Source organism: Roseovarius sp. B08, assembly GCF_051417955.1.
Classification (GTDB): domain Bacteria; phylum Pseudomonadota; class Alphaproteobacteria; order Rhodobacterales; family Rhodobacteraceae; genus Roseovarius.
In genome coordinates this window covers 1938114-1950048 of the sequence record NZ_JBPRLW010000001.1, presented here as the reverse complement: position 1 = coordinate 1950048, position 11935 = coordinate 1938114, and the positions used below count along the sequence as shown (strand labels likewise).

At 65.5% G+C, this 11935-nt stretch carries 9 protein-coding genes and 1 pseudogene; 1 reads left to right on the top strand and 9 read right to left on the bottom strand.

Features of this window, described 5'->3' with window-relative positions:
* Positions 1–403: 403 nt before the first annotated feature.
* From ACSQ76_RS09910 to ACSQ76_RS09880, 7 genes and pseudogenes are all read right to left on the bottom strand, one after another.
* The gene (locus ACSQ76_RS09910; RefSeq protein ID WP_437156444.1) at positions 404–991 is read right to left on the bottom strand and encodes a holin family protein; all 588 of its coding nucleotides are present in this window, start codon (positions 989–991) and stop codon (positions 404–406) included.
* The gene (locus ACSQ76_RS09905) at positions 982–1593 is read right to left on the bottom strand and encodes a holin-associated N-acetylmuramidase (protein ID WP_437156443.1); all 612 of its coding nucleotides are present in this window, start codon (positions 1591–1593) and stop codon (positions 982–984) included. Before ACSQ76_RS09905 ends, ACSQ76_RS09910 begins: the two co-directional genes overlap by 10 nt.
* Before the next feature lie 67 nt (positions 1594–1660).
* Positions 1661–2107 carry a cytochrome c maturation protein CcmE gene (gene ccmE, locus ACSQ76_RS09900; protein WP_222450030.1) on the bottom strand — a complete coding sequence of 149 codons (447 nt, stop codon included), beginning with the start codon at positions 2105–2107 and terminating at the stop codon, positions 1661–1663.
* Between the two features lie 41 nt (positions 2108–2148).
* A complete protein-coding gene (argC, locus tag ACSQ76_RS09895; protein WP_437156442.1) occupies positions 2149–3177 on the bottom strand; it encodes an N-acetyl-gamma-glutamyl-phosphate reductase in 1029 nt (342 codons plus the stop codon).
* 71 nt (positions 3178–3248) lie between these two features.
* Positions 3249–4063 (bottom strand): annotated as a pseudogene (locus ACSQ76_RS09890) (glutamate racemase).
* 22 nt (positions 4064–4085) lie between these two features.
* Positions 4086–4949, bottom strand: a complete 864-nt coding sequence (locus tag ACSQ76_RS09885; RefSeq protein ID WP_437156441.1) for a lysophospholipid acyltransferase family protein — start codon at positions 4947–4949, stop codon at positions 4086–4088.
* 91 nt (positions 4950–5040) lie between these two features.
* Positions 5041–8460, bottom strand: coding sequence for an indolepyruvate ferredoxin oxidoreductase family protein (locus ACSQ76_RS09880; RefSeq protein WP_437156440.1), 3420 nt, complete (start codon positions 8458–8460; stop codon positions 5041–5043).
* Positions 8461–8639: 179 nt separating this feature from the next.
* Here ACSQ76_RS09880 and ACSQ76_RS09875 point away from each other — a divergent pair, with 179 nt between their 5' ends.
* On the top strand, positions 8640–9533 hold the full coding sequence (locus ACSQ76_RS09875; protein ID WP_437156439.1) for a LysR family transcriptional regulator: 894 nt from the start codon (positions 8640–8642) through the stop codon (positions 9531–9533).
* 198 nt (positions 9534–9731) lie between these two features.
* On the opposite strand, the gene ACSQ76_RS09870 is transcribed toward ACSQ76_RS09875, so the two are convergent.
* Together ACSQ76_RS09870 and ACSQ76_RS09865 are read right to left on the bottom strand one after the other, a co-directional pair.
* A complete protein-coding gene (locus ACSQ76_RS09870; RefSeq protein ID WP_437156438.1) occupies positions 9732–10862 on the bottom strand; it encodes a M24 family metallopeptidase in 1131 nt (376 codons plus the stop codon).
* Entirely contained in the window at positions 10859–11890 is a 1032-nt protein-coding gene (locus ACSQ76_RS09865; protein ID WP_437156437.1) for a pyridoxal-phosphate dependent enzyme, read from the bottom strand. Before ACSQ76_RS09865 ends, ACSQ76_RS09870 begins: the two co-directional genes overlap by 4 nt.
* Positions 11891–11935: the final 45 nt, after the last annotated feature.

Sequence of the window (11935 nt, the reverse complement as noted above, 5' to 3'; positions counted from 1 at the left end):
TTCGGGTGCGACGGGTGATCACATTGTCGCGGGGATCAGCCTCGAACGATTAGCCGCGCGATTGCCAGACTGCGGGCTGGCGAACCGACCTTGGTTCAGCACACTTTATATCCGCCAAGTCCGAAAAACCTCAATTCGGCGCGCCTGCATCACCCAATCGCCAGCCCGTCGCTCCAAAGGTGCGCCGTCTATGGTCGGCACGCCTCGGGCGTGACGGGCGGTCTGGCGATCGCGCGGCGGTGCAGCAAGCTGCACCTTGATTCCGCGCGGGTGGCTGGATGCGCAACGCCGTCCCGGACTTGATCCGGGACCTCGCCCGCCAAGAGAACCCCGAATCAAGTCCGGGGATGACGGACAGCACACGCGGCCGGAGTCGTGCTTCGCGCCACCAGCCCGCGCGACCCTACCGTCCGTGGCTCGCCTCCTGCCACTCCCGAAGGGCCGGGTTCGGCTCGCCGCCGACCTCCTGCACCTGCAACGCTAGCCCCGCATCATGCCCGGTATCGGCCACCCCCACGCTCCCCGCCTCCAGGGCGCGCAAGGATCTCAGGTTGCCCACCACCTGCGGTGTACGGGCCATGGTGGCGGCGATGGAGCGCTGGAACTCCTGCCCCTTCGCCTGATGCCGCGCGCCGAAATAGAAGCTGACGATCGCCCCCAGCAGCCACCATAGCGGCTCGGGCACCAGCGCAATCCCCTGCATCCGCTCGGAAAACCAGATCGGATCGACCATTGCGGCCACGAAGAGGCCCAGCGTCCCAAGCGCCATGGCCGGGCGCGGCACCCGGTTCAGCCCGTCGATCAGCCGGTCGTACCAGCCCTTGCGCCCCGCCTCGAACTCGGCGGCCAGCTGCGCCAGCGCCGCGCCTTGCAACCCGGCGGCACGGGCGTCGGATCTCTCGGCATTCACCCGGAACACCTCCGCCGTCTCGGTCACCGCATTGCGCCCGCCGCCGAAGATCAGGCTCAGGACCGTCTCGATCAATCCCATTTCGCCACCCGCTCCCGAAATTCCGCCGGCGTCATGTGATAGCGCGACGAGATGAACGCCTCGGCCCGCCGGATCCAGCCGCCCTTGCCGCCGGCCCGGTTGCGCGCGAACTTGCGCGACGCGGGGCGCTGATCGGCCAGCCGGAAATAGTAATTCCGCCGCGCGATCCCGTAGGCATCGGCGATATGCAGCGGCGCGACACCATGCGCAAGCTCCGCCGCCTCGATGGTCTGCGGCCCGATGATGCCGTCCACCGCCACCTCGTGCCCCATCTGCCGCAACAGCCGTTGCAGGATCTTCACGGCGTTGGCCCCGGCATTCACGTACATGTCGAACACGCTGGCCTGCAAAACCTGCGGCAGCCGCGCGATGCCGGGCCGGTGGTAATAGTGGTCAATGAAAATGTCCTGCGCCTGCGCCCGGCTCAGGCGGCGCACATCGGCCACGTCCACATCCCCGTCACGGTCCAAGTCCAGCCCCAGCCGCCGCATCGTATGGATGGTCACGCCATGGTTGGTGGCCCCGCCCGGGTCATCGGGGTCGTTCACGAACCCGCCTTCCCGCGCCAGGATGTCCTTTGCGATCTCCGAGACAGTCTGCATTCCGCGCCCCCTTGGCCAGCGATTTGAACTCGCCGGCAAGGGTCGTCAGGAAGGGTTAATGCGGGGTCTAGCTACCGTCCGGTTCCTGGTAAACGCCCTGTTCCTTCAGCGCATCGACCACTTCCTTGGGCATGTATTCCTCGTCGTGCTTGGCCAGGATCTCGGTCGCGGTAAAGACACCGTCCTCGTACCGGCCCAAGCCCACCATGCCCTCGTTTTCGCCAAACAGGTCCGGCAGAACCCCGGTATAGCGCACCGGCACCGACGCCCCGCCATCGGTCACGCTGAAGGTCACCGTCTCGCCCTCGCCACGCACCAGCGTGCCTTCCTCGACCAGCCCGCCGATGCGGAAGGTTTCCGAGGGGCTGGGCGGTTCGGCCATCACCTGGCTGGGCGAGCGGAAGAAGTTGATGCCGTCGCGCATCGCATAGCCGATGAGGCCGGTGGCCAGGATCAGCGCAATCGCCGTCACCGCGATGACTTGGATCCGCCGCTGTTTCTTGAGTGATTTCATCGCGCCACCCCGTCCTCCTCAGGGAAACTCCACAGGGACATTCACGGAAACACCGGCGCCAGCATCAGCCCCGTTGTCTCGTCGATACCTAGCATCAGGTTGGCGTTCTGCAACGCCTGCCCGCTCGACCCCTTGGTAAGGTTGTCGAGCGCCCCGACCACGATGGCCCGCCCGTCGATCCGGTCCGCGACCACCCCGATATGGCAGAAATTGCTGCCCCGCACATGCCGCGTGCTGGGCCCTTCGCCATAGGGCAGCACCTCGATGAAGGGCTCGTCGGCATAGGCCCTGACCAATGAATCATGCACCGCCTTCGCGTCGCCCTTCACATACCCGGTCGCCAGAATCCCCCGGTTCGCCGGCACAAGATGCGGCGTGAACTGGATGCGCACGTCCCGCCCGGCAATGGCGGAAAATTCCTGGTCGAACTCGCCCAGGTGCCGGTGCGTGCCCCCCAGGGCATAGGCGTGATACCCCTCGGACAGTTCCGCGTGCAGCAGGTTTTCCTTCAGGCTCCGCCCTGCCCCCGACACCCCGCATTTGAGGTCGAGGATGATATCGTCGAGGTCGATCACCCCGGCCTCGATCAGCGGGCGCAGCACGTACTGCCCGGTCGCGGCGTTGCAGCCCGTCCCGGCCACCAGCCGTGCGGCGCGGATTTCCTCGCGGTAGAATTCCGTCAGACCATAGACCGCCTCTTTCTGCATCTCCACCGCCGCATGGGGGTTGCCATACCATTTCTCATAGGCTTCGGGATCCCGCAGCCGGAAATCCGCGCTCAGATCGACGATCTTCAGGTCGCGCGGCAGCACCGCGATCACGTCCTGGCTGGTCTTGTGCGGCAAGGCGCAGAAACACAGGTCGATCCCGGTAAAGTCGATCTCCTCGATCGTCACCAGCACCGGCAGATCAAGGTGCCGCAGATGCGGAAACGCCTGCGCCATGGTCTGCCCGGCCTTGGAATTGGCCGACAGCGCGGCAATCTCCAGGCCCGGATGGGTGGCGATCAGCCGGACAAGTTCGGCGCCGGTATAGCCCGAAGCGCCCAGAATGGCGATTTTATGGGTCATGTCAGACCTCTTTCATCAGTTGTCAGTCATGTAAGGAAGATTGCGCGCCCCCGCAATGCGACGCGCTGGCCTCAGGCGGCGTGGAACGTGATCCCTCGTCGCAGGAACTGCGTCGCCCGGTCCGACGTGCGCTTGGGGTCGCCCGTGGTCAGAAACCGCACGCCGGTCCCCCCTTCGACCATCTCGGGGTGCCGCTTGAGGTAATCGGCCAGGCTCGCCGCCACCAGGTTGGGCTGCGAATAGACCTGGACCTCCGGTCCCAAAGCGGCCTGGAACACGTCCTCGACCAGCGGGTAATGCGTGCAGCCCAGAACAGCGGCCTGCGGATTGGGCATCTTGCGCTTCAGCGCATCCACATGGCTGCGCACCAGCGCCTCGGCCAGGATCATGTCGCCGTCCTCGATGGCGTCGACCACCCCCCGCAGGCCTGCGCCTCCACGTCCACGCCGATGGCCCGGAAGGCCAGTTCCCGCTGGAAGGCCCGGCTGCTGACTGTCGTGGGGGTGGCGAACAGCGCGGCATGCTTCACCGCCACCTCGCGCGGGGGCGAGTTGTCACCCCATTGCCGCTCGGTCAGCGCCTCGATCAGCGGCACGAACACCCCCAGCACGCGTTTGCCCTTCGGCACGCCTTCTTCCTGCATCCGGCGCAGCGCAGCCGCGGACGCCGTGTTGCACGCCAGAATCACCAGGTTGCAGTCCTCGTCATGCCACAGCCGCTGCACATGGGCCTTGGTGCGAGTGAAAATATCCTGCTGGTCGCGCACCCCATAAGGCGCGTTGGCGTTGTCGCCCAGATACACCAGCGCCACCTCCGGCAGCCGCGCCTCCACGGCGCTCAGAACCGTCAGGCCGCCAAGCCCGCTGTCGAAAATCCCAACTGCCATCTGTCCTGCGCTGCCCGCGCCCCTAGTCGTATTCAAAGCCGATCTCGTCCGGGTTCACCGGACGTGTGCTAAGCTCATACGTCTTGTGCCGTAGAAACGCCATCAAGGATTTCGTGTCCCCGGCGCGTGCGCGCAATTCGTCCTGCGGGATGGGCTGGCCCACCACAACCTGAACGCTGGTGTCCACGCGCTTGGTGAATTCCTTGATCAAAAGGCCCATGCGCAGGGTGGTATGCAGGTGACTGGCCAACTGGAACAATCGGCTGGTATGCCCCTCGAAGAAAACCGGCACTACAGTGGCGTCGGACTTGGCGATCATCCGCGCCGTGAACCCGCGCCAGCCGGGGTCGAGCGGTTGGGCAAAGGGTTTCGCGGCCGTACTGACCGTACCGCCGGGAAAAATCCCGATGGCGCCCCCGCCCTTCAGGTAGTCCAGCGCCGTCTTCCGCGTCTCGATATTCAGCGCGACGGCCTCTTTCGTCTCGTCGAAACTGATCGGCAGGATGATCCGGTTCAGATCTTCGGCCTTGCGAAAAACCTGATGCGCCAGGATGCGGAAATCGCCCCGCGTCTGGCTCAGGATATGGCCCATCATCAGTCCATCCAGAATGCCATAGGGATGGTTCGCGATCAGGATCAGCGGCCCGGTGCGCGGAATGTTGTCCAGGCTCCCGCCCACCACGTCCAGCGTCAGGCCATAGCGCTCCACCATCACCTGCCAGAAATCGCGCCCCGCCGCGACCTCCTGCTCATAGCCTGCCGCCCGTTTGATCAACCGGATGCGGCCCGTCAGGTTCTCCATCGTGCGGATCATGGCGCGCCCCCCACGGGTCTGCGCCGAATAGGCGTAACTTATGTCACGGGCCACGTGGCGTTCCTGGCGCATCTCACCTTCCGTCTCGAATCGCGTGCATCCATTTACATCGCCCCGCCACGTAACAGGGCGATGAAAGTTCGATGACCAAAGCCGGCGCGGTCTACTGTGCCGCCCGCGCCACGTCCTGCCCGCCGTCGCGGATCACCTGCAAAAGATGCTCGCGCTGCTTGGCGGCCTTGCGCGCATTCTCCATCTTCACCGGGCCGAATCCGCGAATCTGCAGCGGCAGTTCCGCCAGCGCCACGATGGCGTCCTGGGTCCTGCCGTCCAGCTTGGGCAGAACCTCGGCCATGTCGTCCTCGTATTCGCGGATCAGCGCACGCTCCATCCGCCGCTCCTCGCTGTAACCGAAGATGTCCATCGGCGTGCCACGCAGGCCCTTGAACTTCGCCATCAGGCCCATCGGCTTTTCCATCCATGCGCCGAACTGGCGTTTCTTCGGCCGCCCGTCCGGGCCTGTCTTGCTCAGGATCGGCGGCGCCAGGTGAAAACTCATGTCGAAATCGCCCGCGAACTCTTCCTCGGCCTTTTTCCGGCTCTGGATCAGCAGGCGCGCGACTTCGTATTCATCCTTGTAGCTCAAGAGCTTGTGATAGCCCAAGGCCACCGCCTCGCGCACCTGTTGGTTCTCGATTTCATCGACCAGCTTGCGATACCGCCGGGCCAGCCGCTTGCCCTGGTAGTCGACCAGGTGGGTCTCGCGAAAGGCGATCTTTTCCTCCAGCGACTTCGGCTTTTCCACCACGTTCGGCGTAACCATACGGTCTGCCTCCTCGGGATGCTCGGCGGCCCACCGCCCGATCTCGAAGGCCCGCAGGTTGCGCTCCACGGCGGCCCCGTTCAACTCGATCGCCGCATCGATCGACGCCTTGGACAGGGGCACGAGGCCCCGCTGCCACGCCGCGCCAAAGATGATCATGTTGGAAAAGATCGCGTCTCCCATCGCCACCCGCGCCAATTCGCTGGCGTCGAACAGAACCACATCGTCGCGCAGCCGCGATTGCAGCGAAAGCGCAAGCTGGTCGGTCGGGATGGTGAACTCGGTGTCACGGGTGAAATCGCCGGTCATGATCTCGTGGCTGTTGACCACCGCGCCGGTGCGTCCGGCCCGCGTCAGGCCCAGCGTCTTGGCCCCGGCACTGACCACCAGATCGCCGCCGATCAATGCATCCGCCTCGCCCGTGGCGACACGTATGGCGCTGATATCGCTCGGCTTCTCGGCAAGGCGACAGTGGATATGCACCGCGCCGCCCTTCTGCGCCAGACCGGCCATCTCCATCATGCCAGCGCCCTTGCCGTCGATCTGCGCCGCCTGCGCCATCACCGCGCCGATGGTCACGACGCCGGTGCCGCCCACGCCGGTGATCACCACGTTATAGGTGCCATCGATCTTTGGCAGCGCAGGGTCCGGCAGATCCGGAAGGTCCAGATCGGCCGAGGCTTCTTTTCGAATCTTCGCCCCTTCCAGCGTCACGAAAGACGGGCAGAACCCCTTGAGGCAGGAAAAGTCCTTGTTGCAGCTCGACTGGTCGATCGCCCGCTTCCGGCCCAGTTCCGTCTCTTTCGGCACGATGGCGACGCAGTTCGACTGCACCCCGCAATCGCCGCAGCCTTCGCAGATATCGGTGTTGATGAAGACCCTCTTGTCGGGGTCCGGAAATTTGCCCCGCTTGCGGCGGCGGCGTTTCTCGGCGGCGCAGGTCTGCACGTAAATAATGGCCGATACGCCCTTGATTTCCTGAAATTTCTCCTGCACCTGCATCATCTCTGCCCGCTCGTGCCAACCGATGCCCGACGGAAAGTGCGACTTCTCCGGCTCTTCCTTCTCGTCATAGACCACCGCGATGTGCTCCACGCCCATCGACTGCAACTCGCGCGCAATCCGGTCCGGCCCCAGCCCGCCTTCGTTGGTCTGCCCACCGGTCATGGCGACCGCGTCGTTGTAAAGGATCTTGTAGGTGATGTTCACACCCGCCGCGAGCGCGGCGCGAATGGCCAGAACGCCCGAATGGTTGTACGTGCCATCCCCAAGGTTCTGGAACACATGCTCGCGGTTCGAAAACGGCGCCTCGCCGATCCAGTTGGCGCCTTCCGCGCCCATATGCGTGAACCCGCTGGTCTCGCGATCCATCCACAGCGACATGATGTGACACCCGATCCCGGCATAGGCGCGCCCGCCCTCGGGCACCTTGGTCGAAGTATTGTGCGGGCACCCGGCACAGAAATAGGGCAGTCGCGCCGCCAGCTCCTGTGCATTGTCCAATTTCTTAGCCTCTTCAATCAGTTGCAGCCCGGCCCTAACGCGGTCCGTGCCGCGACCTTCCTCCACCAGGATGGTCCCGATCTTCTCGGCCACCATCACCGGATCCAGCGCCATGCGCGTCGGGAACAGCTCTTCGGAATGCAGGCCGCCGGCGCCGCCCTTGTACCAGCCATAGACGCGCCGCCCCTGCCGGTCGTCGAAAATCGCCTCCTTGATCTGGATCTCGATCAGCTTGCGCTTTTCTTCGACCACCACGATCAGGTCCAGCTCCTCGGCCCAATCGTGAAAGCCCTTCATGTCCATCGGAAAGGTCTGGCCCACCTTGTAGGTCGTCAGCCCCAGCCGCTCGGCCTCGGCGGCGTCGATCCCCAGCATGTCCAGCGCGTGCGTCAGGTCCAGCCAGTTCTTGCCGGCGGCCACGAAGCCGATCTTCGCGCCGGGTTTGCCCCACATCCGCTTGTCGATTTTGTTCGCGTGGGCAAAGGCTTCGGCGGCGTACCTCTTGTGGTCGATCATCCGCGCTTCCTGCGCGATCCAGTGATCCCCCAGCCGGATGCTCAGCCCGCCCTCGGGCATGTCGAACTCCGGCAGAACGAAATTCATCCGGTCGAGGCTGCCATCGACAACGCTGGTCACCTCCACCGTGTCCTTCATGGTCTTCAGCCCGGCCCAGACGCCCGCAAAGCGCGACAGCGCGAACCCGTAGAGGCCGAAATCCAGGATCTCCTGCACCCCGGCAGGCGACAGCACCGGCATGTAGGCATCGACCAGCGCCCAATCCGACTGGTGACAGACCGTGGAACTCTCGCCCGTATGGTCGTCCCCCATCGCCATCAGCACGCCACCCAGCGGCGCGGTCCCCGCCATGTTGGCGTGGCGCATCACGTCGCCCGAGCGGTCCACCCCCGGCCCCTTGCCGTACCACAGGCCAAAGACGCCATCGTGCTTGCCCTCGCCGCGCAGCTGCGCCTGTTGCGTCCCCCACAGGGCCGTCGCCGCCAGATCCTCGTTTAGACCCGGCTGGAAGGTCACATTCGCCTCCGCCAGCACCTTCTGCGCCCGCGCCATCTGCATGTCGACCGCGCCCAAGGGCGAGCCGCGATACCCCGTCACGTAGCCGGCGGTGTTGTGCCCCTCGGCGCGGTCCCGCGCGGCCTGCATCAGCATCAGCCGAACCAGAGCCTGCGTGCCGTTCAGCAATATCTGGGATTTCGACAGGTCCAACCGGTCATTGAGGGAAATCTTCTGATCGCTCATCTCGTCCTCCCGTGGCGATTGCGCAATTCCGCGCAACTGCTAAGTATATAGGCGTGTATTAGGTCAATATACGTGACCTAACGCAAAGTTTCACGTGTTTTCCACGCTATCGGCTGTGATCCGCGAATGTTTTTCTGCTATTGCGCGTGCGGGGATTGGATCCAATTGAAAGTTGCGAAATGGATTGGGACAAACTGAGAATATTTCACGCGGTGGCCGATGCCGGCAGCCTCACCCATGCCGGTGACCAGCTTCACCTGTCGCAATCGGCGGTCTCGCGCCAGATTCGCGCGCTGGAAGAATCACTCAACGCCACGCTGTTTCACCGCCACGCCCGCGGCCTGATCCTGACCGAACAGGGCGAGCTTCTGTTCGATGCCACCCGCGCCATGGTCAAGCGGCTGGACGCCGCCACCGCCCGCATCCGCGACAGCGAGGAGGAAGTGTTCGGCGAGTTGCGCGTGACCACCACCATCGGCTTCGGCACACTCTGGCTCGCCCCGCGCCTGCCCAAACTGTTCGAGACCTACCCCGACCTCAACATCGACCTGATGCTCGAGGAACGCGTCCTCGACCTGCCCATGCGCGAGGCCGACGTCGCCATCCGCATGAAGGAGCCCAGCCAGGCCGATCTCATCCGCAAGCGGCTGATGATGATCAACATGTGCCTCTTCGCCACGCAGAAATACCTCGACGAGCGCGGCACGCCCGAAAAGATGGAAGACCTCAGCCAGCACCGCATCCTGTGCCAGAATCCCCGCTCGGCCCAGGTCGGCGCGGGCGCCACGCTGGTCAGCGAACTGATGACCTACGACATCCCCTCGCTGCTGACGGTGAACAACTATTACGGCGTGCTGCAAGGCGTGCTCAACAATCTCGGAATCGGCGTGCTGCCCGACTACCTGGGCCAGGATTTCCCGCAGATCGTGCGCGTTCTGCCCGAGGTACAATCCTCCGACGTGCCGGTCTTCCTCGCCTACCCCGAAGAGCTGCGCCACTCGCAGCGCATCAAGGCGTTCCGCGACTTCGTCCAGGAAGAGATCATAGCCTATCGCAAAAACGTCGCGAAATAAGGCATTTCGCGCCGTTCGCTGCCGCCGAAATAGCAGCCATGCGGCAACAGCATAGCAGGTTTTCACCTGGTGCGGCCTGTTTGCCCTTGATCGCTCGAAAATCGGGCACTAATTGCACGGCATGACGGTGATCAACCCGATCACTTCATACCTCCCTGTTGGACTATGGCCGAGCTTATTGCTCGGCCTTTTTTTTGCTCAGACCACCGGGATCTCGCCCCCCGCCAGCGGCGACAGCGCCCGCGGCTGGCCGTCGGTGATCGCGATCACCTCCTCGTGCACCATGCACAGGCCCCCGGGCCGGTCGATCCCCGGCTCCAGCGTGATCACCATGCCGGGCTCCAGCACCGTCTCGTCGTGCGCGGTCAACGACAGCCCCTCGGTCAGCTGCATCCCCAGCCCGTGGCCCAGCCGCCCTGCCGTCTCGCCCGCGCCCACGGTACCCGCCATGGCCCGCCACAGGTCGCAGGCGCGTGCGCCGGGCCGGGCGATCTCCATCGCCGCCTGGGTGGCCCGGGTCAGCTGCGCATGGGCCTCTGCCACGCCCTCGCCCACATGGCCCACGCCGAAATTGCGGTCGAAATCGCAGAAATACCCGTCCCACCCCGCGCCGGTGTCCAGCATCAGCACGTCGCCTGGGCAAAGCGGCGTCTCCGGCGCCGGCGAAATCACATCCGCGTAGCCACCCTGCGCCGCGCCCCCGGCAAGATAAGGCACCCAATCCGCGCCTTCCTCCAGCAACAGGCGCTGGAAGTCCCGGAACACCTCTGCCAGAGGGCGGCCTTCCCCCGCGATCTCGGGCACGCGCGCAAACGCCCGCCCCGCGATCCTACAGGCGGTCTCGATCTTGGCGATCTCGGCGGGAGACTTGACCGCCCGCAGCCGCGCCACGATCCCGGCATCGCCGGTAAACGCCAGACCGGCCAGGTCCTTCACCCGCGCGAAATCCATCAGCGGCATCCGCAGATGCGTCTCGTAACCCATCGGCACGCCAACGGGGCCACCCACCTCGCGCAGCGTTGCAGCCAGCAGGCTCACCCCGTCATCCTCGGGCGCAGGCGCGGGCCAGGTGCGGATGTCCTCGACCCATGTGCGCCCCATCAGCGCCGCCCCGATCGACGGAATCACAGCGACCGGCGGGCCCTCCCGCGGCACCACCACGAACCACGGGCGGCTCGGGCTCTCCCAGAACCGCGTCAGAAAGCCGGTGAAATAGCGCACATCCGCCTCGGTCGTCAGCAGCAGCGCGCCCAGCCCCGCGCGGTCCATCAGCATCTGCGCCCGCGCGGTGCGGGTCTCGTATTCCGCGCGGTCGAAACCCCGCTTCATCCGTCTGACTGCTCGCTCAGGATGCACAGCGCCCGCGCCTCCGCGCCAAGGCCCATCAGTCGCGCGGCCGCCAACCCCGCCGCCCCTGATTCCGTGCTCTCCAGCCCCATCAGATTCAACTCCGGCAGCACTGCCGCCGCCTCCTCTTCGGTGATGGTCGCAAAGTCGTCCGCATCGCGCGACAGGCCCCGCAGCGCGATCAGCGACGGCTCCTTGCAATCCAGCCGTCCCATGGCCGAAACCGGGCCTTCCGCCGCCACCGGCCGCCCGGCCTCGATACTCGCCTGCAACGCCGGTGCGGCATCAGGCTCCACAACGATGATCTGCGGCTCCGCGCCCCAATGCGCGCGGAAATAAGCCGCGCAGGCCCCCGCCAGCCCGCCGACCCCGGCTTGCAGAAAGATATGCGTCGGCACCTCCGGCATCTGCCGCACGGCCTCCTCGGCCATCACCAGGTAGCCTTCCATCAGCCGCCAGGGCAGGTCCACGTAGCCGGGCCAGGAACTGTCCGACAAGAGGGTCCAGCCGTTCGCCTCCGCAGCCTGTTGGGCGGCCTCCATGCTGGCCTCGTAATCCGCCCCGGCCCGCGCCACCTCGGCGCCCATATCACGCAAACGCCCGGCAAAGCCTTCGGGCACCGTCTCGGCGATATAGACCACCGCCTTCGCCCCAAACACCTTGGCCCCGGCCGCCACCGACATCCCGTGATTTCCGGCACTCGCGGTCACGTAAGTGCGCCCCGCCAGCGCGTTCGCCCAATCCTCCGCCCCCGCCGCCGCGGCCTCGTGCGCAATCACGTAAGCCGCCCCAAGCGCCTTGAAGCTCCCCAGCCCCATGCGCCCGCGCTCGTCCTTCACGAAAAGCGTCGTGCCGAAGGCCTCCCGCCGCTCCAGCGGCGTCACCCCATGCGCCGGACATTCCGCCAACAGCCGCAACGGCGCGGCGGCGTCGACGCTTGGGCCGGGGATCTCGGCCAGCACCCCGTCCACCAGCCCCTGCCCGCGCCACGGGTTCTCGATGATCTTCATGGCAACTCCCTTTCGCCTTACCCGACGGCATCACGCGGCCTCCGT

Excerpts from the sequence above, each read along its gene's own strand:
- ACSQ76_RS09885 (WP_437156441.1), bottom strand. The coding sequence starts at position 4,949 with ATGCGCCAGGAACGCCACGTGGCCCGTGACATAAGTTACGCCTATTCG.
- ACSQ76_RS09905 (WP_437156443.1), bottom strand. The coding sequence starts at position 1,593 with ATGCAGACTGTCTCGGAGATCGCAAAGGACATCCTGGCGCGGGAAGGC.
- ACSQ76_RS09875 (WP_437156439.1), top strand. The coding sequence starts at position 8,640 with ATGGATTGGGACAAACTGAGAATATTTCACGCGGTGGCCGATGCCGGC.
- argC (WP_437156442.1), bottom strand. The coding sequence starts at position 3,177 with ATGACCCATAAAATCGCCATTCTGGGCGCTTCGGGCTATACCGGCGCC.
- ACSQ76_RS09880 (WP_437156440.1), bottom strand. The coding sequence starts at position 8,460 with ATGAGCGATCAGAAGATTTCCCTCAATGACCGGTTGGACCTGTCGAAA.
- ccmE (WP_222450030.1), bottom strand. The coding sequence starts at position 2,107 with ATGAAATCACTCAAGAAACAGCGGCGGATCCAAGTCATCGCGGTGACG.
- ACSQ76_RS09865 (WP_437156437.1), bottom strand. The coding sequence starts at position 11,890 with ATGAAGATCATCGAGAACCCGTGGCGCGGGCAGGGGCTGGTGGACGGG.
- ACSQ76_RS09910 (WP_437156444.1), bottom strand. The coding sequence starts at position 991 with ATGGGATTGATCGAGACGGTCCTGAGCCTGATCTTCGGCGGCGGGCGC.
- ACSQ76_RS09870 (WP_437156438.1), bottom strand. The coding sequence starts at position 10,862 with ATGAAGCGGGGTTTCGACCGCGCGGAATACGAGACCCGCACCGCGCGG.